27 protein-coding genes are annotated in these 25,107 nt (G+C 46.7%); 2 read left to right on the plus strand and 25 right to left on the minus strand.

The window, feature by feature from the left end; translation table 11 throughout:
• Positions 1-23: 23 nt before the first annotated feature.
• Positions 24-2,834, plus strand: coding sequence for a PBP1A family penicillin-binding protein (locus tag AOT13_RS15420; RefSeq protein WP_042384042.1), 2,811 nt, complete (start codon positions 24-26; stop codon positions 2,832-2,834).
• Between the two features lie 20 nt (positions 2,835-2,854).
• Here the strand turns inward: AOT13_RS15420 and AOT13_RS15425 are convergent, their stop codons facing one another.
• The 18 genes from AOT13_RS15425 to AOT13_RS15505 all read right to left on the minus strand — a co-directional run bounded on the left by AOT13_RS15425 (position 2,855) and on the right by AOT13_RS15505 (position 19,286).
• A complete protein-coding gene (locus AOT13_RS15425) occupies positions 2,855-3,358 on the minus strand; it encodes a YpoC family protein (RefSeq protein ID WP_335645865.1) in 504 nt (167 codons plus the stop codon).
• A gap of 93 nt (positions 3,359-3,451) precedes the next feature.
• A complete protein-coding gene (nth, locus tag AOT13_RS15430) occupies positions 3,452-4,102 on the minus strand; it encodes an endonuclease III (protein ID WP_003249654.1) in 651 nt (216 codons plus the stop codon).
• 51 nt (positions 4,103-4,153) lie between these two features.
• Complete coding sequence (locus tag AOT13_RS15435) at positions 4,154-4,861, minus strand: DnaD domain-containing protein (protein ID WP_013876735.1); 708 nt, start codon at positions 4,859-4,861, stop codon at positions 4,154-4,156.
• Between the two features lie 67 nt (positions 4,862-4,928).
• Positions 4,929-6,221: an asparagine--tRNA ligase gene (gene asnS / locus AOT13_RS15440; RefSeq protein WP_003249650.1), complete on the minus strand. Its 1,293-nt coding sequence runs from the start codon at positions 6,219-6,221 to the stop codon at positions 4,929-4,931.
• 115 nt (positions 6,222-6,336) lie between these two features.
• Positions 6,337-7,527 (minus strand): pyridoxal phosphate-dependent aminotransferase, encoded by a 1,191-nt coding sequence (locus tag AOT13_RS15445; RefSeq protein ID WP_003249648.1) that lies wholly within the window; start codon positions 7,525-7,527, stop codon positions 6,337-6,339.
• Between the two features lie 21 nt (positions 7,528-7,548).
• Complete coding sequence (locus tag AOT13_RS15450; RefSeq protein ID WP_013400526.1) at positions 7,549-8,031, minus strand: cell wall elongation regulator TseB-like domain-containing protein; 483 nt, start codon at positions 8,029-8,031, stop codon at positions 7,549-7,551.
• Positions 8,032-8,038: 7 nt separating this feature from the next.
• Positions 8,039-8,209 carry a YpmA family protein gene (locus AOT13_RS19170; RefSeq protein WP_013400525.1) on the minus strand — a complete coding sequence of 57 codons (171 nt, stop codon included), beginning with the start codon at positions 8,207-8,209 and terminating at the stop codon, positions 8,039-8,041.
• A 280-nt stretch (positions 8,210-8,489) separates the two neighbouring features.
• Positions 8,490-11,255, minus strand: a complete 2,766-nt coding sequence (gene dinG / locus AOT13_RS15455; protein WP_003249644.1) for an ATP-dependent DNA helicase DinG — start codon at positions 11,253-11,255, stop codon at positions 8,490-8,492.
• 76 nt (positions 11,256-11,331) lie between these two features.
• On the minus strand, positions 11,332-11,715 hold the full coding sequence (gene panD, locus AOT13_RS15460; RefSeq protein WP_003249643.1) for an aspartate 1-decarboxylase: 384 nt from the start codon (positions 11,713-11,715) through the stop codon (positions 11,332-11,334).
• A gap of 20 nt (positions 11,716-11,735) precedes the next feature.
• Positions 11,736-12,584 (minus strand): pantoate--beta-alanine ligase, encoded by an 849-nt coding sequence (panC, locus tag AOT13_RS15465; RefSeq protein WP_003249641.1) that lies wholly within the window; start codon positions 12,582-12,584, stop codon positions 11,736-11,738.
• Positions 12,581-13,420, minus strand: a complete 840-nt coding sequence (gene panB, locus AOT13_RS15470; protein WP_003249639.1) for a 3-methyl-2-oxobutanoate hydroxymethyltransferase — start codon at positions 13,418-13,420, stop codon at positions 12,581-12,583. Before panB ends, panC begins: the two co-directional genes overlap by 4 nt.
• 269 nt (positions 13,421-13,689) lie before the next feature.
• A complete protein-coding gene (locus AOT13_RS15475; protein WP_003249636.1) occupies positions 13,690-14,679 on the minus strand; it encodes a bifunctional biotin--[acetyl-CoA-carboxylase] synthetase/biotin operon repressor in 990 nt (329 codons plus the stop codon).
• Positions 14,637-15,851: a CCA tRNA nucleotidyltransferase gene (locus AOT13_RS15480; RefSeq protein WP_003249635.1), complete on the minus strand. Its 1,215-nt coding sequence runs from the start codon at positions 15,849-15,851 to the stop codon at positions 14,637-14,639. Before AOT13_RS15480 ends, AOT13_RS15475 begins: the two co-directional genes overlap by 43 nt.
• Before the next feature lie 4 nt (positions 15,852-15,855).
• Positions 15,856-16,983 carry an N-acetyl-alpha-D-glucosaminyl L-malate synthase BshA gene (gene bshA / locus AOT13_RS15485; protein WP_003249633.1) on the minus strand — a complete coding sequence of 376 codons (1,128 nt, stop codon included), beginning with the start codon at positions 16,981-16,983 and terminating at the stop codon, positions 15,856-15,858.
• A 2-nt stretch (positions 16,984-16,985) separates the two neighbouring features.
• Positions 16,986-17,696, minus strand: a complete 711-nt coding sequence (gene bshB1 / locus AOT13_RS15490; RefSeq protein WP_042384044.1) for a bacillithiol biosynthesis deacetylase BshB1 — start codon at positions 17,694-17,696, stop codon at positions 16,986-16,988.
• Entirely contained in the window at positions 17,686-18,108 is a 423-nt protein-coding gene (gene mgsA, locus AOT13_RS15495; RefSeq protein WP_003249629.1) for a methylglyoxal synthase, read from the minus strand. The genes bshB1 and mgsA overlap by 11 nt, the downstream gene beginning before the upstream one ends.
• Before the next feature lie 39 nt (positions 18,109-18,147).
• Positions 18,148-18,906: a 4-hydroxy-tetrahydrodipicolinate reductase gene (dapB, locus tag AOT13_RS15500; protein WP_232511607.1), complete on the minus strand. Its 759-nt coding sequence runs from the start codon at positions 18,904-18,906 to the stop codon at positions 18,148-18,150.
• 41 nt (positions 18,907-18,947) lie between these two features.
• Positions 18,948-19,286 carry a nucleotide pyrophosphohydrolase gene (locus AOT13_RS15505; protein ID WP_003249626.1) on the minus strand — a complete coding sequence of 113 codons (339 nt, stop codon included), beginning with the start codon at positions 19,284-19,286 and terminating at the stop codon, positions 18,948-18,950.
• Positions 19,287-19,428: 142 nt separating this feature from the next.
• On the opposite strand from AOT13_RS15505, the gene AOT13_RS15510 reads away from it, so the two are divergent.
• Positions 19,429-20,298, plus strand: a complete 870-nt coding sequence (locus AOT13_RS15510; protein ID WP_003249624.1) for a YitT family protein — start codon at positions 19,429-19,431, stop codon at positions 20,296-20,298.
• Positions 20,299-20,332: 34 nt separating this feature from the next.
• Here the strand turns inward: AOT13_RS15510 and ypjB are convergent, their stop codons facing one another.
• From ypjB to AOT13_RS15545, 7 genes are all read right to left on the minus strand, one after another.
• Positions 20,333-21,121, minus strand: coding sequence for a sporulation protein YpjB (gene ypjB / locus AOT13_RS15515; protein ID WP_003249622.1), 789 nt, complete (start codon positions 21,119-21,121; stop codon positions 20,333-20,335).
• A 58-nt stretch (positions 21,122-21,179) separates the two neighbouring features.
• Entirely contained in the window at positions 21,180-21,773 is a 594-nt protein-coding gene (gene lhaT, locus AOT13_RS15520) for a lipoprotein heptaprenylglyceryl N-acetyltransferase LhaT (RefSeq protein ID WP_003249620.1), read from the minus strand.
• Positions 21,774-21,854: 81 nt separating this feature from the next.
• The gene (locus tag AOT13_RS15525) at positions 21,855-22,622 is read right to left on the minus strand and encodes a menaquinol-cytochrome c reductase cytochrome b/c subunit (protein ID WP_003249618.1); all 768 of its coding nucleotides are present in this window, start codon (positions 22,620-22,622) and stop codon (positions 21,855-21,857) included.
• A gap of 48 nt (positions 22,623-22,670) precedes the next feature.
• The gene (qcrB, locus tag AOT13_RS15530) at positions 22,671-23,345 is read right to left on the minus strand and encodes a menaquinol-cytochrome c reductase cytochrome b subunit (RefSeq protein ID WP_003249616.1); all 675 of its coding nucleotides are present in this window, start codon (positions 23,343-23,345) and stop codon (positions 22,671-22,673) included.
• Positions 23,346-23,351: 6 nt separating this feature from the next.
• On the minus strand, positions 23,352-23,858 hold the full coding sequence (locus AOT13_RS15535; RefSeq protein ID WP_003249614.1) for a Rieske (2Fe-2S) protein: 507 nt from the start codon (positions 23,856-23,858) through the stop codon (positions 23,352-23,354).
• Positions 23,859-24,008: 150 nt separating this feature from the next.
• Positions 24,009-24,464 carry a YpiF family protein gene (locus AOT13_RS15540; protein WP_003249612.1) on the minus strand — a complete coding sequence of 152 codons (456 nt, stop codon included), beginning with the start codon at positions 24,462-24,464 and terminating at the stop codon, positions 24,009-24,011.
• Positions 24,465-24,550: 86 nt separating this feature from the next.
• On the minus strand, positions 24,551-25,087 hold the full coding sequence (locus AOT13_RS15545; RefSeq protein WP_173662715.1) for a ReoY family proteolytic degradation factor: 537 nt from the start codon (positions 25,085-25,087) through the stop codon (positions 24,551-24,553).
• Between the last annotated feature and the right edge of the window lie 20 nt (positions 25,088-25,107).

Genomic DNA, 25,107 nt, shown 5'->3' on the forward strand with positions numbered 1-25,107 from the left:
CATAAGAAAGGCAGGATTTGTTTATGTCTGGTGAATATCGTTCTCGTGTAGAACGAAAACAAGCAGCAAAACGGACAAAACAAAAGAAGGCGAAAAAACGAAAAAGCACATCGCTTTTTAAAAAATTAGCTATTGCTGTTTTGCTGTTTATGATCATAGGAATGGTAGGCGGAATTGCAACATTTGCTTATTTTATTAAAGATGCACCGCCGCTTGATGAAGCAAAAATTAAAGATCCTTTATCATCCACCATTTATGATATGAACGGCCATAAAGTGGCCGAACTTGGCGGTCATAAACGAACGTACATTTCCTATAAAGATATTCCTAAAGTGCTGGAAGAAGCTGTCCTGGCGACGGAAGACGCCCGCTTTTATGAGCATCACGGCGTAGATTTCGTCCGGCTTGCCGGCGCTGTTGTCGCTAACGTTAAAGAAGGGTTCGGTTCCGAAGGCGGAAGCACAATTACGCAGCAAGTCGTTAAACTCACTTTCCTTTCGCCGGAAAAAACGTTAAAACGGAAAGCGCAAGAAGCATGGCTTGCGCTTCGTTTGGAACAAAAGTATTCAAAGCAGGAAATTTTGGAAATGTACTTCAACAAAATTTATTATTCCGACAGCATTTACGGTGTTGCAAGAGCGGCAGAATATTACTTTGGAAAAACAGATTTAAAAGACTTAACGCTTCCTGAAGCAGCACTGCTCGCAGGAATGCCGCAAAGCCCTAACAACTATAATCCGTATGACCATCCGGAAGCTGCGAAAAAGCGGCGGGATATTGTGTTGTCGCTGATGGCAAAACACGGCTTTATCACAAAAGAGGAAGCGGAAAAAGCAAAACAAGTGCCAATCAAATCGATGCTTGTTGAACGGAAAAAGCAAGATAACTCTATTCCGTACGACTCGTTTATCGATGAAGTTGTGAAAGAAGTGACTGACCAAGCGAATGTGAACGTCTTTGAAGACGGGTTAAAAATTTATACGACGTTAGACCAAGATGCGCAAAAATACGTCGAAGATTTATTAAACTCCAACACGTTGTTTACCAATAAAAAAGATTTGCAGTCGGCAATCGCGCTTATTGACACAAAAACAGGCGAAATCCGCGCGCTTGGCGGCGGACGCCACCGCGAAAATGTGACATTTGGGTTTAACTATGCGATTCAGCCAGTCGGCCAGCCTGGCTCAGCCATTAAACCGATTTTGGATTACGGTCCGGCGATTGAATACTTAAAATGGTCGACTGCCCATCAAATCGTCGATGAACCATATTCTTACTCTAACGGCAAACCGATTCGAAATGCCGATAGAAGGTATTTAGGCCCGATGACGATGCGCTATGCTTTGGCAAAATCCCGCAACATTCCAGCGTTAAAAGCGCTGCAAGCGGTTGGAAGAGAGCGGGCAAAAGAATTTGCAAACAGGCTCGGCATGGGGCTTGACGAAGTGCACGAAGCGTACGCGATCGGCGGCTTGGAAAACCGCGTTTCCCCATTGCAAATGGCTGGGGCCTACAGCGCCTTTGCCAATAACGGGGTATATATTAAGCCGCACGCCGTTACGAAAATCGTCTTTCCGGACGGCACTGAGATGAACTTAAAACCGAAACCGAAAAGAGTGATGAAGGATTATACGGCGTACATGATCACTGATATGTTAAAATCGGTCGTCCAATACGGGACAGGGACGCTGGCGAACGTTCCTGGGCTTCATGTTGCCGGTAAAACGGGAACAACAAACTACCCTAGCGAAGTGGCGAGAAAATACGGCCTGTCTGAACGCGCCGTGCCAGATAGCTGGTTTGTCGGCTACACGCCAAACTATACAGCAGCGGTCTGGACCGGATTTAGCAAACGCAGCAGCACTGCGGATCTTACAGACCGTGAGCAAAGAATTTCACGCCTTTTGTTTAAGCGTGTCATTTCACATATCGATGATGGCGGCAGCGATTTTAAAATGCCAAAAAGCGTGGTAAAATTGCCGATTAAAAAAGGTTCTAATCCACCAAAACTGGCAAGCAAATATACGCCAGAAAGCGAAATCACCTACGAATGTTTTGTCCGAGGTACAGAACCGACAGAAGTGGCGAAAGACGACGAGCCAGAAACGCTGCCATCGGTAACGAACTTGCAAGCAGCGTATAACCAAGCAACGAATTCCATCGTTGTTTCATGGAACTATAGCAATGCAAACGGAAATACCATCTTTGAAATCCGGATTAAAAACGATAAAGGCGAGCAAAACGTCATCACGACGGGAGAACAATCCATTATCGTGAATAATCCAACGCCAGGCGCTGTTTACACATTTGCCGTTTACGCAAAAGATGGAGAAAATCAAAGCAAACCGGCGCTAACGAGCGTGCGCGTGCCAGGAGAAGGCGAAAATATCCAAGGAAATGAAAACCAAGGGCAAACACCGCCATCCGATCAGCCAAACCAAGACACAAACAACGGCCAACAACCAAATGAAAACGGCAATGGAACAAACGGCAACAACAATGGCAATAACGGAAACAGCGGGAATAACGGCAATGACAATAATCCGGGCAACAATGGCAATAATGGAAACAATGGCAATAACGGTGGCGGCAATTCCGGCGGTACCCCGTCTCCAACACCGCCATCTACCAATCCGACTCCGACGACTCCTCCGCCGCAAAATAATAATGGTAGCGGAGGAAACAACGGGAATGCTCAACATAACAACATAGGAAACAACAATAATGCTCACCATAACAACATAGGAAACAATAATAATGCTCAACGCAATAACTCCATTGGCACAAACGCTCAGCAGCGCTCCGATCTTATCAACAAAGAAAATGAAAATTAAACAACAAAAGGATGTCTCGCTCATCGAGACATCCTTTTGTTTATTGCCATTTGTTTGTATGCCAATTTTGCCGTTTCCTCAAACAATTCACATAACTGAATAAACGAATGATACACATCGCAACGTTCGAAAATAAATTGAAGCCGTTCCAAACCATTTACCGGTTTCAGCGGCAATGCGCTAATTTCTTCTTGCCAATGGCGCACGTTCGTCACTTTCTTTCCGTTCAGCCAAAATAAACACGAAAGCAAATAAGAAAGCGCGCGGATCATTGGCGCACGAGCGGAGCGGCGGTCGCGTCTGGCAAAACAGCTTTCCAACTGTTCCTTTTCCTCGCTCCACAACTGCAGCACCGCAGGAATCGAGCGCCCGATATCATCCCAAGGAAACGGCTCGCGCTCGATCATGTCATAATAAAAATAAACGTGTTGCATCATATGCGGAAAAGGCTGCTCATCCTTTATTTCGATAACTTCCCCTTCGCGAAAAAACAATGGATGGGCAAATTCATCTGCCACGCGCATCACTGGCACCCCTTTTTCTCGTCCAATGCAAATGATTGTGGAAAATTCCTCTATCACCATTGGCTGTTTGCTGTTTAGCATCAATCCGAAATTTTACTCTTTTTTCTTCATCCGCTTTTTTCCTTCCCGGCATAAATCAAGAAGCGGACAAACATGACATTGCGGAGACTGCGCTTTGCAATGATAACGGCCAAAAAAAATCATGCGGTGATGTGTAATCGACCATTCCTCTTTTGGGATTTTTTTCATCAATGTTTTCTCGACTTCCAATACCGAATCCTCCCACCGGCAAAAACCGAGGCGTTTGCTGACGCGCTCAACATGTGTATCGACGGCGATTGCCGGTATGCCAAAGGCGACAGAGACGACAACATTCGCCGTTTTCCGCCCGACTCCTGGCAATTTCATCAGCTCGTCACGGTCTTGCGGAACTTGTCCACCATACTTTTCTATCAACATCGCACATAATTTTTGAATGTTTTTTGCTTTATTGCGGTAAAGGCCGATTGAGCGAATATCTTGCTGCAATTCCTCAAGCGGGACAGCCACATAGTCTTCCGGCGTCTTATATTTTTCAAATAACCGTTTCGTTACTTTGTTCACCAACGCATCCGTACATTGGGCGGATAAAACGACAGCAATTAATAGTTCAAACGGATTGCGATGCACTAATTCGCAATGCGCATCTGGAAACATTTCCTTCATTTTATCTAAACAATAGCGGATTTGTTGTTTCGTAAGCATTCACCTTCTCCTTTCTGTTCACAAAGAAAAACGAGAGACAACGCCTCTCGCTTATGACTCCAGCCAGTTAAAAAATGGAATCGTCTGTTTATACTCACTTTGCGCAGGCTGTGTTGGCTTGGAAGACTGCTGATATTTGCGAAATCTTTTCCCATAATTTTGCGCCTGCTCGATCGTACGAATCCCGTTCTTTTTCCATTCGAATAAAATGCGGTCAATGTAGCGGAAATTCAGCTTTCCTGACAACACCGCCTCACGAAGCGCCGCCTTGATGAGAAGCGGGCTATGTCCGTCTTGGTCAATCCACATCGCTAATGTTTCACATTCAAACGGAGACAGCGGTCGGCCAAACTCTTGTTCAAACACCGTATATAAGCTTTGTTCTTCTTCTTGCTGCTCTCGTTTTTCCTCTTTTAACAACTCGGCGTATAAATAATGGACAAGCTTTTCCCAGAGCGGCTGCAGCGAATATTTTTCGCTGCGAATTTCTTGTTCGTCAACGTTCTCTTCAATCGAAATAAACCCTTTTTGCAGCAACTTCCGAAGCATTTCCATGCACTCGGAAGGAGTGACCGTCATTTTTTCAGCCAGCTCAGCCGGAGTTGGGAATACAATCCCTTCTTCCATAAAAGAGTGCATATGTAATAGCAGCACAAATTCTGCTTCCGACAGACCGAGATCTTTATAATGATACAACAATAGCTTCGGAATGGCGATGCTTCCTTGCGAGAGCCATTCGGCCAATTTCTTCTTATCCATACGGATACACCTCAACTATAGTATAACATAACCCGATAAAAAATCCCCCTTTTTTGGGGGGATTTTTTTACGGATACAGACGGTTGAGCAACCGCGGGAACGGAATCGTTTCGCGAACGTGGTCGACGCCGCAAATCCAAGCAACGGTGCGCTCCAGCCCAAGCCCGAATCCAGAGTGCGGCACAGAACCGTATTGCCGCAATTCTAAGTACCATTTATACGCATCGAGCGGCAAATGATGCTCTTCAATCCGCTTCTTCAGCAGTTCATAATCATGAATCCGCTCTGAGCCGCCAATAATTTCGCCATAGCCCTCCGGCGCAATCAAATCGGCGCAAAGCACAACATCTGGACGATCCGGGTCCGGCTGCATATAAAACGGCTTCAGCGCTGCCGGATAATGTGTAATAAAGACAGGTTTGTCAAAACTTTCGGCAATGGCCGTTTCGTGCGGAGCGCCAAAATCGTCGCCCCATTGAATGTCGTCAAACCCTTTATCATGCAGAAGCTGAATCGCTTCATCGTATGTAATCCGCGGGAATGGAGGCTTCACCAGTTCAAGCTTGGTTGTGTCCCGTCCTAGCGTCTTTAACTCTAACTGGCAATTTTCAAGCACCGATTGGACGATGTGGGAAACGTATTCTTCCTGAAGCGTTAAATTATCTTCAAATTCGTAAAACGCCATTTCCGGCTCAATCATCCAAAATTCAATTAAATGGCGGCGCGTTTTTGATTTTTCGGCACGGAACGTCGGGCCAAAGGAAAATACTTTGCCGAGCGCCATCGCCGCCGCTTCCATATATAATTGCCCGCTTTGCGATAAATATGCATCTTCGTCAAAATATTTTGTATGAAATAATTCCGTCGTTCCTTCAGGAGCGCTGCCTGTCAAAATCGGCGGATCAACTTTCACAAAACCGCGATCGTTGAAAAATTCATACGTCGCGCGAATCACTTCATTGCGAATTTTCATAATCGCATGCTGACGGCGCGACCGCAACCAAAGGTGGCGGTGATCCATTAAAAATTCGACGCCGTGTTCTTTCGGCGTAATCGGATAGTCAACCGCTTCATGAATAATTTCTAAGTTTGTTACGGAAAGCTCGTATCCGAACGGAGACCGCTCATCGACACGCACTGTCCCCGTTACATATAGCGACGTTTCTTGTGAGATCGATTTAGCGATTTGAAAAACTTCTTCCGTCACTTTCGATTTTTCGACAACACCTTGAATAAAACCTGTGCCGTCACGCAATTGCAAAAAGGCGATTTTTCCGCTTGAACGCTTGTTTGCAAGCCAAGCGCCGATCGTTACTTCTTGTCCTACGTAATTTTTTACTTCTGCAATCGTCGTTTTCACGTATATTTTCCCTCCAGCATTTGTTCATACACAATGTAGTACATCCCACCATATTATACATTTCGCCAAAAAGAGAGGCAACCAAAAACGGCTTTGCCAAGCAAAGCCGCTTTGTTTACGCACGTTGCAATTTGTTTTCCATAAATCGTTTGATGCGTTCCACCGCTTTTTCCAGCACGTCAAGCGACGTGGCATATGACAAGCGGACGTTATCCGGCGCACCGAATCCGGACCCCGGCACAAGCGCAACGTTTGCCTCTTCCAACAGCGCCTTCACCAAGTCGTCCACCGTATCATAACCGGCCATTTTCGCCGCTTCACGCGCGTTCGGGAACAAGTAAAAAGCTCCTTGCGGCTTCACGCAAGCAAAGCCTGGAATTTGCACAAGTTTTTCATAAATAACGTTCAACCGTTCTTCAAACGCTTTGCGCATTTCTTCCACCGGCTCTTGCGGGCCGTTGTATGCGGCAATCGCTGCGTATTGCGCAATCGATGTCGGATTGGAGGTGCTGTGGCTGGCAAGATCGGTCATCGCCTTAATAATTTCTTTGTTTCCGGCCGCATAGCCAATCCGCCACCCTGTCATCGAATGCGATTTCGACAAACCATTAATGATGATCGTTTGCGCTTTTAGCTCTGGCGACAATTGCGCGATCGAGACATGTTTGGCGTCTCCGTACACCAATTTTTCATAAATTTCATCGGAAACGATCAAAATGTCATGCTCCAAGCAGACTTCCCCAAGCGCTTTTAACTCTTCTTCTGTATAAATCATTCCTGTCGGATTGCTTGGCGAGTTGATAATCACCGCTTTTGTCCGCTCTGTAATCGCCGCCTTAAGCTGTTCCGGCGTGATTTTAAACTCGTTTTCCTCCAAGCCTTCGACATAAACAGGGACACCGCCGGCAAGCTTCACTTGCTCCGGATAGCTGACCCAATACGGCGTCGGAATGATGACCTCGTCCCCTTCATCTAAAATTACTTGGAACAGCGTATATAATGCATGTTTGGCGCCGACGCAAACGATGATTTCCGACGGTTCGTAATGAAGCCGCTGGTCCTTTTCAAATTTCTTAATGATTTCGGTTTTTAGAGCCGGCAGGCCGCCCGACGGCGTATATTTCGTGTGCCCTTCATTCATCGCTTTGACAGCCGCATCTATAATATGTTGCGGCGTGTTAAAATCCGGCTCGCCCGCTCCCAAACCAATTACGTCATAGCCTGCTGCTTTTAACTCCTTTGCCTTTGCCGTGATCGCTAGCGTGGTGGATGGTGTGAGTGAAGCAACCCGTTTAGCAAGTTTCATCGTTTCTTCCCCCTAATTATGTCATTGTTGAAAACTGTACCTCTTAAGAAATGTTCCGTCAGTAAAGCTTAAGTAATAAAACGAATAGCGGTTATGTTGATCAATGTATGTTAACTCCCAAAGAGGTACACCCTTTTCCATGCCAAGCTTGGCGGAAATAAGTTTCTTTGGGTGGCGCTCCGCTTTTAATTTCGCGATCGCTTCTTTTTCGGTAATGCCGCTTTCCGCCCGTTTGACAACGATTTTTCCGTTCTTTTCTGGAACCCAGACGATATATTTTTTTCCATGTTTATTTTCGCCGATAAAAACGGTATAAGTGCGGTCCCCATAGTATGTATAAGTGCGGTCAATACGCGTGAAAGCAATTTTTTCTTTCGCGCGCTCTAACGCTTTTTCCGCCAACGACTGTTTTGGCTGTAAAGCATCTTGGTAAACGGAGGCCGCCTGCCAAACGCCAAGACATAAAAAAACGAGCATTAAAACGAGCCACTTTTTCATTTCCATCACATCTTTACGTACGGTAAATAGTAAAAATCGCCTGCTTTTTATCCTTTTCATCTAAAGCGAGCCCGAACATAAGATTGTTTCGCTTCAACGTCCGGTTCAAGCAGTCGACGATTTTGTATAAATCATCGGAATGTTTAATTTTTACGGTAGCAAGCACCTCGATTTTACTTTCCATTTACGTCGTTTCCTCCTGTGTGACACAAATTTTGTTACTTATATGAACAAGATACAACGGCAACAATACAAATACAACAGCAATATGACATGTTGTGTTTCCTTATTATTATAACAGGTTCGCCTGTTGATTTCATAAAAAATTTCCCGCCTACACCATTTCACAGGCGCCTTGCTGCTATATGCGCGCAAACAAGGCGCTTTTTTTTTTGCCGCAATCCGCAAGCGAAGCAACGGCCAGTCCAATGTAGCTATAGCTTGCGCCGTTTTTTCTCCATTTATCACAACCAATTTTCTAGTTTTTGCAAAAGCTGATCAAGCGATTGTTCATAGACATGAAGCGGCGGCAACGAATTTAAGAAATATTTCCCGTATGAAGCAGACGTAAGGCGGCGGTCAAGTACAAACACTGCCCCTTTATCCTTTTTCGTGCGAATTAGTCTTCCAACCCCTTGCTTAAAGCGGAGTACCGCTTCCGGAAGGGACAGCTCGTAAAAAGGATTTCCGCCTTTGGCGCGAATATGCTCGCTCTTTGCGGAGATGACCGGGTCATCCGGTGGCGCAAATGGCAAGCGGACGATCACTACTACCGACAGCTCGTCACCAGGCAAATCGACTCCTTCCCAAAAATTGCTTGTTCCAAACAAAATCGCTTGCTCAAACTGTTGAAACACTCTTGTCAGTTTTGCCGCACTGCCGCTTTGTATTCCCTGGGCAATCAATACATGTTCCCCGCTTCGTTCATCCATATTCATCGCGGCGGCGGTCAATCTCAACAGCTCGTAAGAAGTAAAAAGCACGAGCATTTTCCCTTTGATTCGTTCGGCGATTTGCGTTACCCCGTCGGCAACAGCGGAGGCATATTCTTCTAATGATACCGAAGAAATGGATGGAAAATCGCTCGGAACCATAAGGATCGCCTGGTCTTTAAAGGAAAACGGGGACGGAATCGTTTGGCAAACCGGATAAAAGTCGCTTAATCCGAGACGGGATATTATATAGGAAAAACTGCCGTTCATCGTTAATGTCGCCGATGTAAGCACAACGCTTTTTTTTCGCATAAACAGCCGTTCGGCGAAAAATTCATCGAGCTGAATCGGCTGTGAATAAATCGCCGTAGCGTTTGCCGCTCCCTTTTCTTCCGCTTCGATCCATCGCACGATCATTGGATCATCGCTTTCCATTAAATCAAACAAGGCATCGACAATCTGGTTTAAGGCGAAAACGTCGGAAAAATACGAACATGACTTATTCGATCGGGAGGTTTCCATTTCGTTTTGGATGAAAACCGCCCGCAGCCGCTTTGTTTCGTCGACAAGCTGGGCAACATGATCGCGCACCCGCCACAGCAGCTCTTTCATCGCGCTCCATTGGCGGCCGCTTTCTGTTTTTGGCTCAATGCGATAGCGGCAGCGCCCCGATTCCGGCGGTTTTCTGGCCAATGCATAACGGCGCATCATGCGGAACAGCTCGTCACACTCAAACTGCAGCTCTTCCACAAGCCGCTCACAACGCAAAAAACGTTCCTCCGCACTCAGATGATGCCGCTCAAATAACTTCATCAATTTCGCAAGCGAGCCGTTTTCATTTATCTTACCAATTCTTGTTAATAACAAGCGAATGGAAACATAATCGACTTGTTGCCCGAAATAATGGGATGCGACATCTTCGAGATGGTGCGCCTCATCAATGACTATATGCTCATAATCAGGCAACAGCGGTGTTGAAGCAGTAACATCATGCAATAAAAAAGCATGATTGGTGATCACAATATCGGCTTCTTCAGCACGCTGTTTCGCCCGTAAAAAGAAATTATGTTTGCTGCCGTTATCTTCCTCGTCCATAAACAGCAGCGGCAAAAACAAGCGCGCCCCGGATGAGACGTTTAATTCGTCCATATCTCCTGTTTCTGTTTTCGTCAACCAAACAAGAAGCTGGCATTTCAACAAAACAACATCATAGTTGTGATGATGCTCCCGCAAAAAAGCGACAAACTTATCCAATGAAAGATAATTGCGTTTTCCTTTTAGCACTGCTACGCGAAGCGGAAACGGAACAATGGTTTTTACGAAAGGAATGTCACGCTCAAGCAGCTGCTGTTGCAGCTGAAGCGTATGTGTGCTAATCACGACGCGCTTTTGCCGCTCATGCGCAAAAAAGGCGCTTGGAATTAAATATGCCAGCGATTTGCCAATGCCTGTCCCAGCTTCGACTAAAGCGTGCTGCGACGTTTCCAGCGCTTCATAAACGAGCTTCATCATTTCCCATTGCCCGTCCCGCCTTTCATAATGAGCAAGCGGCAGTACACGCGGGCCGGCAAAGAATTCGGCAAACGTGGCCCACTTATGGTCGCCTTTATCTTTTTTCTGCACGGGAGCAGGTTTTTTTAGCGCAACACCATGATAAAATATATAGGATTTCTCATCGGCTAAAGATGTCATCTTTTCCATTATCATATTGTCCAGCAACGAATATAAATCGCTTTTCAGATAGGCCGACAGCCGCTTTAAATGCTGCAGCGTCACAAGCGGCAGCTGGCGCAGGCGGTCCAGTAACGCGATGAATAGTTTTGCGGTGACTTCCGCATCGCTGTCAGCGTGATGTGGCTGGTCATGAGCAATGCATAAAAGTTTTGCTAAATCTGATAATTTATAGCTTTCGGCATCTGGAAACACGATGCGGGCAAGCTCAACTGTATCGATCGTCGGCCCAGAAAATGGGGGGAATCCCGCCATATGCAATTCTTCTTGTAAAAATTGCAAATCAAACGAAACGTTATGGGCAACAAAATAAGATTGTTGCAGCATATCGACGACTTTCGCCGCTTCCTCGGCAAAAACAGGGGCATCAGCGACCATTTGTTCATTAATGTTCGTTAACTGTTGGACAAATGGAGGAATATCCCGCTCAGGATTAAAAAAACTCGAGAAGCGCTCGATAATCTGCCCGTTCTCCACGACGACCATGCCAAGCTGAATAATGCGGTCGCCTTTTTTCGGAACATTTCCCGTTGTTTCTAAATCCATAATGACAAAACGGTCTTTCATATCGTCACCTCAAAATAAAAAAGCGTAACGAAAGGGGCCTTTTCGCTCGCGAAATAGCCCCTTATTCCTTTTATTATTATAAAACCGTATGTGCTGGTTCTTCGACAATAAGCTGCTGAATGCGATTGTTCTCATCCATAATCGCGATTTTCGGACGATGTTGGGCGATTTTTTCCTCAGGAACGATCGCATAGGAAATGACAATAATAATATCCCCTTTTTGCACAAGCCGAGCAGCGGCGCCATTCAAACAAAATACCCCGCTGCCGCGCTCCCCGGGAATAATATATGTTTCAAAACGCGCTCCGTTATTATTGTTGACCACTTGCACTTTTTCATTAGCAACCATGCCGACCGCATCCAAAATATCCGCATCGATCGTAATGCTGCCAACGTAATTCAAATTTGCCTCCGTTACACGAGCGCGGTGGATTTTCGCGTTCATTAATGTGCGAAACATAGAGAATCCCCCCAATAGCGTCACTTTATATCCATTACGATATTATCGATGAGACGGGCATTAGCAAACCGAACGGCAACGGCGATAATCACTTTCCCGCATAGCTTTTCAAGCGATGTTAACTCCGGGTAAGAGTAAATTTCCACATAATCGATCTCCGCGCGCGTGTGTGCTTGAATATAGTTTATCACTAATGCGCGGACCGCCTCTGGATGGCGCTCCCCATTCTCGATTGCCTGTTTTGCCTGCTGCAGCGCTTGGTAGAGCGCCGGAGCCTCTTTTCGTTCTTCCGGCGATAAGTAAACGTTCCGGGAACTTTTCGCAAGCCCGTCTTCTTCGCGAACGGTTGGCACAGCGACCAATTCGATTGGGAAATGGAAATCGCGAATCAGTCCGTCCACCACTGCGACTTGCTGTGCGTCTTTCATTCCGAAATAAGCGCGCGTCGGCATGACAATGTGAAACAATTTCGTCAAGACGGTGGCAACGCCGTCGAAATGACCTGGCCTTGATCTTCCGCAAAGCACGTCAACGCGCTCTTTCACGACCACTTGCACGCTTAATGGGCGCGGATACATTTCCTCGACACTCGGGCAAAAGAAAACGTCGACGCCGTTTTCTTTCGCAATGCGCTGATCACGCTCGATATCGCGCGGGTAGCGCGCAAAATCTTCATTTGGGCCGAACTGCAACGGATTGACAAAAACGCTTAATGCGACGATGTCGTTTTCTTCGCGCGCTTTTCTTATGAGAGCAACGTGCCCTTCGTGCAAATACCCCATCGTCGGCACAAAACCGATCGTTTTGCCTTCGCGGCGATATTGCTGCATCATTGTTTGCATGTCTTGCACTTTCGCTGTCACTATCATGATTGTTTTCCTCCGTACAGGGCAACCCATTCTTCTTCTTTCATCATAAACATATGAGCCGCTTCCGGAAACCGCCGCAGCTTCACATCAGCGACGTAATCGGCAAGCGCATGGGTAATCGTCTCTTGAATGTTCGCATATTTTTTCACGAATTTTGGAACGCGATCCACTCCATATCCAAGCACATCATGATATACGAGCACTTGGCCATCCACTTCGTCGCCGGCGCCGATACCGATAGTCGGAATCGTCAACTGTTTTGTAATTTCCGCGGCAATTTGTTTCGGCACACATTCCAAAACAAGAGCGATCGCGCCAGCTTTTTCGCACAACTTGGCATCTTCGATTAATTTACGGGCGCTTTCCGCGTCTTTTCCTTGCACTTTATAGCCGCCGAGCACCCCGACAGACTGCGGAGTAAGCCCAAGGTGCGCCACGACAGGGACTCCCGCCTTTGTAAGCGCGCGAATAACGTCGATGACATCATCGGCACCTTCCACTTTCACCGCGTTCGCCCCTGATTGTTGCATGATGCGTTGCGCGTTGCGGAGCGCTTCTTCCATGGATAAATGATAAGACATGAACGGCATGTCGGTAACGATAAACGTGTTTGGCGCTCCACGGCGCACCGCTTTCGTATGATGAATCATTTCTTCAACGGTAACAGGTATCGTCGAATCATACCCTAAAACGACCATCCCAAGCGAATCGCCGACTAAAATCATATCCACTCCCGCTGCTTCCGCCAGTTTTGCCGACGGAAAATCGTAAGCAGTCAGCATGACAATCGGCTCATTCGTTTGCTTCATTCGGGAAAAATCGGTTTTCGTTTTCACTACTTGTCCCTCCTCTTTTGTTACAGAGGAGATGAATCACCGAACAAAAAAACCTTCTTTCTCTACCTTGAGGAGAAAGAAGGACACCTATAGCCGCAATCGGTCGAGTTCATCCCTCTGTCCAAGTCCTTCTTAAGGATCAAGGCAGATCGCGCTTTTTATTCACTTGTCACTTGCTTATTTGGTGCAGTTCTTTCGCAAAAGATACTGCCCTTCTCCTTGCATGTTTGTATTTTAACAAAATTGTCACAATTTTTCTAGCTGGTTGCTCATAATTGAATATCAGCGGAGTGAATGTAATGAATCTGTTTGTTTTCGTCTTCCAGCATAAGCACGCCCTCATCGGTAATGCCGAGCGCGATTCCTTTCATCGTCCCGGTTAACGTCCGGGCGACAATTTCTTTCCCGATGCTGGCGGCATATCCTTCCCATAATAGTTTAATCGGGCGGAAGCCATATTGCAAATATTGTTTATATAAATATTCAAGCCGCAGCAAAATTTCTTGGATGAGCTTTGCCCGCTGAATGCGCTCTCCTTTTTCGATCGAGAGCGACGTGGCAATGGCGCGGATTTCTTCCGGAAATTGCTCGATCGTTTGGTTGACGTTAATGCCGATGCCGACAATGACCGAATGAATCCGGTCAGGGTCCGCTTGCAATTCCGTTAAAATGCCGACACATTTTTTTCCGTTGATTAAAATATCGTTCGGCCATTTTATATCTGGCACGATATCCGTTATTTCCTGAATTGCCTGCGCAATCGCAACGGCGGTCAGCAACGTAAGCTGCGGGGCCTTTTGCGGCGGAATCGGCGGACGTAAAATGAGGCTCATCCATATTCCCGTTCCTTTCGGGGAAAACCATTTGCGGTCCATCCGCCCGCGTCCGGCCGTTTGCTGCTCCGCGATCACGAGCGTTCCTTCTTTCGCCCCTTCATACGCAAGTTTTAAAGCGATCTGCTGTGTCGATGTTACCTCTTCTTCGAAATGAATATGGCGGCCGAGTGTTTCTGTCTTTAAACCAAGATGAATTTCGTTCGCTGTCACTTTATCCGGGGCTTTGACAATGCGGTAGCCGAGACGGCGCACCGCTTCCAATTCAAATCCTTCCTTCCGCAGCTCTTCGATATGTTTCCAAACAGCCGTCCTTGAACAGCCGAGCATTTCGCTAATTTTTTGTCCAGAAATAAACTCCCCATTCGCTTCAGAAAACAGCTCTAACAATTTTCTCCGCGTATCAGATTGCGATGAATGAGCCATTCGTGAATCCGCTCCTTATGGTTTTCTACTTCCCCGTGAATCACGGCTCGTTCGATGAGTTCCAATATCTCTTTTACCCAAGGTCCTCCCGGTTTGCCAAACCATTTCATGATGTCATGTCCGCGCACCGCTAATTCACTTTTTGTTTTTATTGGAAGGGACATAAACAATTCGCGCAACTTTTTGCGGCGCTCGTCCACGTTTTCGCCGTTGGCTACCGAGCGGACTGTTTCTGCGGCAATCGCATGCTCCAGCCCGAACGCAAACAGCCGCTCTTTCGTCCAATCGCTGTCAGAATGAGTCGTTTGCACAATCCGTAACACCGTCTCCACTTCTTTAATAATGCGATTGGGCAACTTCCATGCCCGCAAAAAGCGGACAGGCGAATCGACACGAAGGATATGGCATAAAAATCCCCACCGCTGCCCGCGCGAATCAAGCTTCCTCCAATCATAACAGGCAGCCGTTTGCAATTCGTTTTCTTTCTCACAAAGCATCGGCAAATAGAAAAACAGTCTTGTTTCGACCAACAAGGACAATGCCCGGCTGGCAAACGGGCCTTCCAACAGCTTTTCAAATTCCATCGTCATCCGCTCTACCGAAATATGGGCAAGAAGCGGTGCGTTTTCGATAATTGCCTGCTTTGTCTCTTCATCAAGGGAAAAGCCGAGCTGGCTGACAAACCGGATCGCCCGCATCATTCTTAACGCATCTTCGGAAAACCTCTCTTTTGGATCGCCGACTGTGCAAATCATGCGATTGGTGATCGCGTCTTGCCCGCCAAATGGATCGATCAGCTTTCCTGCTTCATCCATCGCGATCGCGTTCATCGTGAAATCGCGGCGTTTTAAATCTTCGTAAAGGGAACGGACGAACGTCACCGATTCCGGGCGGCGGTGGTCTTCATAGTTACCATCGGCGCGGAACGTCGTCACTTCATACGGAATGCCGTCATGAATAACGACAACAGTGCCATGCTGTGAGCCGATATCAATCGTTTTCGGGAACAATTGCATTACTTCGTGCGGCAGCGCGCTTGTCGCGATATCGACATCGCCAATGTTCCGTTTTAATAAAAGATCGCGCACCGCCCCGCCGACAAAATATGCCTCATATCCATGCTTTTTTAACTGCCGGATAATGCCAAGCGCTTTTTGGAACGGTTCTTTCATTGCTTCACCCCTTTATGAGCGAAAAATAAATATCTTCATATTGCTTGACGATGTGCGCGGAATGGAATTTTTCATATACGGTTTGCACTGCCTGTGTTGCCATCCATGTATGAAGGCGTTTATCCGTTAAAATGCGAAGCGCTTTATTAGCAGCTTCTTCCACATTTCCGAGCTCGCATAAAAATCCTGTTTTCCCGTCCGCTATCACTTCCGGAATGCCGCCGATCGCTGTGCCGACGCAAGGAACGCCGCAGGCCATCGCTTCTAATAGCACAAGGCCAAAGCTTTCTTTTTCGGACAATAACAGTTTTACATCGCTAATGGAATATAATTCATCGAGTTTATCTTGTTTTCCAAGAAAACGGACGTCATCGGCAAGTCCAAGCTCATTCACAAGGCGGCCGACGACCGTCATTTCTGGACCGTCGCCGACAAGCAGCAGTTTTGCCGGCAGCCTCTTGCGAATGCGGGAAAATACATGCACCACATCGGGAACACGTTTGACTTTTCGAAAGTTGGATACGTGAATGATGACTTTTTCATTTTCACCAATGCCGTATTCCTTCTTTAAATGATCGACGTTTTTTTTGCGGTATACACGCTCATCCACAAAATTATAGATGGTTTGGATCGGCTTTTGCACGTCAAGAAGCTCATATGTCTGGCGAACGAGCGCATTGGAAACAGCAGTAACGGCATCCGATTGTTCAATGCCAAATTTTATCATATCGCTTAATGACGGATCATAACCAAGCACGGTAATGTCCGTTCCATGCAATGTCGTAACAATCTTTAGCTTTCCGTTTGCCATTTGCCGCGCCAACACAGCGCAAACAGCGTGCGGAACGGCATAGTGGGCATGCAGTATGTCCAGCCGTTCCCGCTTCGTCACTTCAGCAATTTTGCTCGCTAGCGCTAAATCGTACGGCGGATATTGAAACACGGAATATTGATTGACGCTTACTTCATGATAATAAATATTGCCATACACTTTATTGAGGCGGAACGGCATGCTTGAAGAAATAAAATGAATTTCATGCCCTTTTTCCGCCAGCAATTTTCCTAATTCGGTAGCGACGACACCAGAGCCTCCTACCGTCGGATAACAAACGATTCCTATTTTCAGCTGCATTGTCACACTCCCAGCAAATCGTGGAAAATTTTGAGCGGTTTTTTCACGAAAAACCCTTCGGCAAACGTGACGCCAACTTCTTTTCCGAAAAGCCGCTCGCGGCTTTCCACCATGTCAATATAGCCGTCTGTCAGCGGTGTGTCGACAGATCCTGCCGTTTTTGTAAACTGGCTTTCATAAGCGCGCAAACTAGCTATTTTTTTGTCCATCGTATCGCTGATGTCAATGACAAAATGCGGACGTTCCCACGCATTAATCATGTAATAATAAACAGATGGAACGCGATGTGCCGGCAAGTCCGGCTCGGTTTTGTAGCGGCGGATGCCGGCAGAAAACACCGCCTCGTCAACAAGGCGAGCGCAATGTCCATGATCCGGATGCCGGTCCACCCAATAAGGGGCAAACACCACGCGAGGGCGGTACCGGCGAATGACAGAAGCGATGCTTTGAACCACTTCCTCCGTCGGATGCAAACCGCGGTCCGGAAGCCCAAGGTTTATTCTTGTGGCAACTCCTAATATATTCGCGGCCTCCGTTGCTTCCTTTTGCCGCAATTCCACCGTCCCGTTCGACGACAGCTCGGCCATCGTTAAATCGCAAATGCCGATGCGATACCCCTTTTCCGCATATTTCGCAATCGTTCCCCCCATCCCGATCTCCACATCATCCGGGTGGGCACCGAACGCCAGCATATGCAGCTGCTCATATTCCATTTGTCTCACCTTTTCGGCCGCGGACAATATTCCTCCACGCAAAATCGCCGCGCTCCAGCCCTTTAATTAAAATTTCCGCCGTCCCCATATTGGTTGCAAGCGGCACGGAATAGACATCACATAAGCGAATGAGCGCACTGACATCCGGCTCATGCGGCTGTGCCGTCAACGGATCGCGGAAAAATATCACCATATCCATTTCATTGCGGGCAATCATTGCACCAATTTCTTGATCGCCGCCATATGGCCCCGATTGAAAGCGATGCACCGGCAGTCCTGTCGCTTCCTGAATGCGCAAGCCGGTCGTGCCCGTCGCATACAGTTCATGTTGTTCTAAAATCGGCTGATAGGCAGTCACAAATTCAATCATATCCGCTTTCTTTTTATCATGCGCGATCAACGCGATTCTCACAATAGCACCCCCGCTTATTTCCTCTCGCTTCTTGCCGCTTTACTCGATAATATGTTCCAAGCCGTATACGAGCGTATGTAGCTTCATGACCGTTTCCACCGACAATTTTACTCCAGACATGAAAGAAGCGCGGTTGAACGAATCATGGCGAATCGTTAACGCTTGTCCGTTTCCGCCAAAAATCACTTCCTGATGGGCGATAAGCCCTGGAAGGCGAACGCTATGGATCGGTATTCCATCATATGTCGCACCGCGCGCCCCGGCGAGCGTCTCCTTCTCATCCGGATGCCCTTGTTTTTTCGACGGGCGCACCATGGAAATAAGCTGGGCTGTCTTCACCGCTGTTCCGGATGGAGCGTCCAGTTTTTGGTCATGATGTAATTCGATAATTTCGACATCTGGAAAATATTTTGCCGCCATCTGCGCAAATTTCATCATTAAAATGGCGCCGACCGCAAAGTTGGGCGCAATGATCGCCCCAATTTCTTTTTCTTCTGCCAACTTGGTCAGACGTTGAATATCTTCATTTGTAAAGCCGGTCGTGCCGACAACAGGACGAACCCCGTATTGAAGCGCGGTTTCCGCATGTCTTTTCCCAGCTTCCGGTGTTGTTAAATCAATGAGTACGTCTGGTTTCACTTCTTGAAAGCAGCGGGCCGCATCGGTATAAATCGGAGCGTGGATACCGGAAAACCCTTCCACATCCGCTAAATCTCCTCCGTCGTTTTTCCGGTCAATGACACCGACAAGTTGAAAATGTTCGGTTTTTTGTACAAGCGAAACTGCTTCACGTCCCATTCGGCCGCGCGGGCCGGCAATGACGATGCGAATCGTTTCCACTATGCTTCCTCCTTTTCTTTCCGCGTCCAACGGTCTTTATCTCTCGTGCGAAACTTTTCCATCACCATATCATGCGCTTGCTGCAAATCGATATGGAGGGAATTGGCAAAGCAAATAAGGACAAATAACAAATCGCCAAGTTCTTCTTCAATCGTTTTTTCTTTTTCCGTCTGTTTTTTCGGTTTTTCGCCATAATAATGGTTGACTTCCCGCGCCAGCTCGCCAAGCTCTTCTGTCAGTCTTGCCAGCATGGCAAGCGGGCTGAAATATCCCTCTTTAAATTGGCTAATATATTCGTCGACTTCTTGTTGCAGCTGCTTGACCGTTTTTTCTTGCATAAACGTCACCTCTCATGTCTTCATGTTAGCGAAAAGCAACGTTTTTGACAAATATTTTTATGTACTGTGCCTGCACGTTGCTTGCAAGTACAACTTCATCTATAATTAAGGGCGCTGACTATTATGAAAACGGAGGTAGCCTATGGTCTTTGGATTAAAAATAAAAAATATCATTTTCATTTTGGTTGGTGCCGCCATTTTTGCATTCGGGCTTGTCCATTTTAACATGCAAAATAACTTGGCGGAAGGCGGTTTTACCGGCATTACGCTGCTGCTTTACTTCTTATTTGGCATTGACCCGTCCTATACCAACTTGGCATTGAACATTCCGCTCTTTTTCATCGGGTGGAAATTGCTCGGCCGCCACACGTTTTTCTACACGATGATCGGGACTGTTGCCGTTTCTTTGTTTCTTTGGATTTTCCAACGTTACACCATTCATATGCCGCTGAAGCATGATATGACGTTGGCCGCATTGTTTGCCGGTGTCTTTATCGGCGTCGGCCTCGGCATTATTTTCCGCTACGGGGGAACGACTGGCGGCGTCGATATTATCGCGCGGCTTGTTTATAAATATAAAGGAATCAGCATGGGAAAAACGATGTTTACGTTCGATGTGGTGGTCATAACGCTTTCCTTGCTTTATCTTTCTTACCGTGAAGCGATGTACACGCTCGTTGCTGTCTTTATCGCCGCTCGCGTCATTGATTTTATGCAAGAAGGCGGCTATGCGGCAAAAGGAGCGATGATTATTTCGGAAAAAAGCGAGGAAATTGCCAACAAAATTTTAACGGAAATGGATCGCGGTGTAACGGTTTTAAAAGGGCGGGGCTCTTATACGAAACGTGACCGCGATGTTTTGTATTGCGTTGTCGCGAAAAATGAACTGCCGCGTTTGAAAAGTGTCATTATTTCCGTCGATCCCCATGCGTTTGTCGCGGTCACTGACGTTCATGACGTGCTTGGAGAAGGCTTTACACTTGATGAACGGAAACAGCCGATTGAACATTAAAAACAATAAAAAGGGCGCCATCGGCCCTTTTTTCCTATTCGTTTTGATGTGTGCGGTTTTTTTCCTTTTCCCCGCGGTATTTCCGCCAGCCGACATAAGACAGCGTTAGCACGATGATTCCCCCGGTGGAAATCATCACCCATATGAGCGAGGGATCGGCTTCATCCTTTTTTGCTCCTTCAAACAATGACTGCAAGTCCGCACGTATATTTTTTAAATGTCTGCGCTGTTCTTCTTGGCTTAATTGTTGAAACGCCGGTGTTTGCAGCATTTCCATTTCTTCATCGATTTTTTTCGCCACCTCTGGCGGCACATCAATTTTGACGCTCGGCTCCACCAGTTCATAACGATTCAAAAATTCGCGAAGAGAAGCGGCAAACGCTTCTTTTTTTCCTTGACCCGCCGTTTTCTCGAGCTGATCAAACGCTCCCATTATCGTTGTTTCCATCTCCGACCAAAGCGGCTGGTGCTGCGAATGAATCGCATCAACAACGAGGCGAAACTGTGTTACTTTATCAATCCTTTCCTCTTCAGGCAATGAAGATGCGGTTATCGTTTTCAGCGCATTTTCATGAGTGACGGTAATTGCGCGAAGTTCATCCGCTGATTGCAGCCGGTCCCGCGCGTTTATTTGAAAAAATTGGTTTCTGAAATAGGTCAATACTTCTTTTGCTTCAGCAAACCGTCCATTTTTTGCTAATTGTAACGCTTGATCGGAAATTTCATCTAATTTTTTCCAATCGTCATTTTTTTCAGCAGCGTTAGCATGCGGTGGAAATGCATAAATAAATGCGATGAAAGCAAGCAGCCATATTCGCTTCATTCTTGTCCCTCCCCCATTCACTACTACAATGTATGAAGGAGTGGACAAGAGTAGACCATCAATTTAATGAAAGAACAAGCCGGCTTTTTCGCACACACAACATATAACTAACCGCAATCGAAGCGAGGCTGAGCCAAAACGTAAAATAGCCGATTGGCGCCATATATTCATTTAAAACGCTGTAGCGCGGCATCATTCCAAAAACATAGTCAATGATGTCATTATGCAACGTCCAGACCGCAGCGAACAATAAATGCGGCCAGCGAAACCGGTAAAACGGAGCGTATACGATTCCCTCGATCGCCATCGCCCCGTGCGAAACAATCAACATCCATCCTGCGACGTCAAGCGTTCCGGTCACTTTCCATACTAACAAGTTCATGACAACCGCCCAAACGCCATACTTCACCAATGTCACGATCGCTAATGCTTCCAAGAGCGGAAAATGACGGCGAAGCAAAAATGCAATCAGAACGAGTACAAAAAATAAACTTGCAGTCGGGCTGTCCGGGACAAACGGTAAAAAAACCGCCGGAGTTTCTGCCAGCTGATAACGGTACCATATATATCCGTAAATCGTTCCGATCACATTGACGATAAGCAACAACCATAAAACAGAACGGTGGGCCAGCAGCGGATAAAACCATTTCATGAAAATACACACCTGCTTCCTGTTGATCGCTGTAATAGAAAAAGCTGACTAATCATAGTCAGCTTTTCCTTTGGTGAATGTTTATTTCTCTTTCAGTCCCGCAATAAATTCAGCGAGTTTTTTCAACTCTTCATCCGTGCCTTTGAAAATGCCCGGAGGCATCCCGCCTTGGCCATCTTTCGCGATTTTCGCGATTTCTTCCGGCTTCAAGCCAGTGCCAATAAGTGATGGCGCAGCGGCACCGCCGGACAAGTTTTCGCCATGGCAAGATGTGCATGTATTCGCTTGGGCGATTTTATATCCTTCCGCATTTTTATCAATTTCCACTTCCGCACGGATTTTTCCTTGTTCGGCCGCTTTTTTCCAGTCATGCGTGACAACGGCCTCCCAAGTTAAATACACCATTGCCGCAAGCGCTAACAGCATCATTCCGGTAGCAACAGGGCGCTTCCATGGACGTCGTTCCGGACCGCGATCCAAAAACGGCGCCAATAATAACGCACCAAACGCCAACCCAGGCATTACAATTGCCCCGATGACTGTATAGTCACTTGATGCATACGAATATTTAAGCAGCTGATATAAGAACAAGAAGTACCAGTCCGGGAGCGGAACATACGCCGTATCCGTCGGGTCAGCAATGCGCTCTAACGGAGACGGATGGGCGACCGTTAAACATAAAAAGCCGACTAAGAAGACGGATCCGACAAGCCATTCTTTTAATAAGAAGTTCGGCCAAAACGCTTCCGTTTTCCCGGGATACTCCGAATAATCTTTAGGAATATTCGGCTTTCTCACAGCGGAAACGCGGGAATCGCCGACGAATTTCATTCCTTTTCCGCGATGCATTTCGTATTCCCTCCTTTATCGTTAATCACTACATCGCACTCGCGCGAATCATAGCGGACCAGAAATACCTTGTCTGCGAATCATTAAGAAATGCGCCGCCATCAAACCAAGCAAAATGCCAGGCAAGAAGAAGACGTGAATGGCAAAAAATCTCGTTAATGTTTGCGCACCGACGATTTCTGGGTCCCCAGCAAGCAATGTTTTTATGGCCGGGCCAATAATCGGTGTTGCGTGTGCGATTTCCAAACCTACTTTTGTCGCGAATAGCGCTTTCATATCCCAAGGCAATAAGTAGCCGGTAAAGCCAAGCCCCATCATGACCATGAAAATAAGCACGCCAACGATCCAGTTTAATTCCCGCGGCTTTTTGTATGCCCCTTGGAAAAAGACGCGCAACGTATGTAAAAACATCATGACGATAACAAGGCTCGCTCCCCAGTGATGCATACCGCGGACGATCTGGCCAAACGCCACTTCGTTTTGCAAATAGTAAACCGATTCCCACGCGTTTTTAATATCTGGAACGTAATACATCGTTAAAAACATCCCAGATAAAATTTGAATGACGGTAACAAAAAATGTCAATCCGCCAAAACAATAAACGAACGCGGAAAAGTGATGGGCCGGGTTAACATGTTCTGGAACTTCATGGTCAGCGATATCCCGCCACAAAGGCGTAATATCCAAACGTTCGTCAATCCAGTCATAAAGCTTATTTAACACGACGTATTACGCCTCCCCTCGTGGTTTCGCTTTTCCTAAATATAATTTGCCATCTTTCACTTTGTACTCGTAACGGTCTAGCGGAGCTAGCGGCGGCGTTCCTGGTACGTTCGTGCCATCTTTCGTGTAGCGCCCGTAATGGCAAGGACAGAAAAATTGGTTCGGATGCTCTTTATCCGTGTTCCAGTCAACCGTACAGCCAAGATGTTTGCAAACCGGAGAAAGCGCTACAATTTCTCCTTTTTCATCTTTATACACCCACGCGGATCTCGGCTCTTCCGACTCGTACCAAGCGTCTTTCACTTTTACTTTGAAATCAAAACGCTTTGGTTCTGTCGTAATGTCCTTGACATCCGCTACCGCGACCATGTCCGTTCCCGCTTCCTCTTTTAAAATCGGATCAAACGCGAAACGGAGCATCGGCATTAAAGTTCCGGCAGCCATAAAACCGCCGACGCCAGTCAACGCGTAGTTTAAAAATTGGCGTCTTGTTACGCGATGTTTGTCGCTCATCGTCTTCCCCCCTCTATATAAAATGAAGTCCATCCGGACAGTATTGTATAACACAATATAAAACTAGGACATTCTAATGATAGCTCAATCAGCGGACAAGGTCAATATCATCGTCACTTTAACCTTCCAACTTCCTATCAGGCCGCTGTTTTATGACCATTGCGATATGAAAAAGTTCAGCAGCCGCGCTGTTTGTTCACGGACGATTTCATGCTTATACGATTCATCCATATTTTCCAGCGGAACCGCCGGCACTATCCACAGCTTGCCGGCAAGCTGTGTTTCATATTCTTTCCAAGCATGGTCACATGTCACATAAAAAACATGCTTCATCCCGTCTTCCATTAATTGCCTTGTCCAATGGCCAAGCCGCTGAGCAAGCCCTTCACGTTGTTCATTCACAAAATAGGCAAATGGCGGAAATAAAAACACCCTTCCCTTTAGCTGCCGTTCCGCCTCATGAACAACCAGCTGCACAAATTCCCCTCCGGACGCGGCCGCCTTGGCACCGTCCGCAATCGTAATCGGAATAAGCGAAATTAAGGCGGTATCGATATAATTTTTTTCTTTTGCGTATATTTCCATATCTGCTGCAATCCATTTCATACGCATTCCCCTTCTTTAAAATCATCATTTTCTTTATCAACATACCATATTTTCGCAAAAAGAAAAACCTTGCATGCTGCAAGGCTTCACAACCGTTTCAACTGATCGGTAAGACGGCGGAATGCTTCCTCGTCTTGCCGGTCAAGCGCGTCATCAATCAGCTTCATTAACCGTTCCCGCTGAAATTCGTAAAGCGATTTTTCAAGAAATTGCTCGGCCAGCCGCCGGTCATTTTCGTCCACTTGCACTTGTTTTGGAGCATACGGATTTTCTTCAAGTACGGCGACATATTGCGGCGAGTGAAAAGAAGCACGGAAATTCAGCTGAATATAAATGTCTTCATCCCGGTTTAACCGGATATCATGGAACGATTTTTCTGCGTCCGTCGTCATGACATTGCCTTTATAAAAGCGGAACGGAACGTCGTCGACACAATGGGTGGACATGATGATGCCGCGCGGGCAATATTGGGCGTTTTCGACAAAGTGGACCTTTTGCATCAATTGGTCATGGCTCATTAAATAGTTTAAAATCCAAACACATTCCCGGCGCTTTAACTGGTAATGATTTAAAAACCAACGAATAAACTCTTTTTTCTCGTTCACAGATACGTGCGTCATTATGCGCTCCCCCTCTATCGTTT

It is taken from the genome of Parageobacillus thermoglucosidasius, from assembly GCF_001295365.1.
Lineage (GTDB): Bacteria > Bacillota > Bacilli > Bacillales > Anoxybacillaceae > Parageobacillus > Parageobacillus thermoglucosidasius.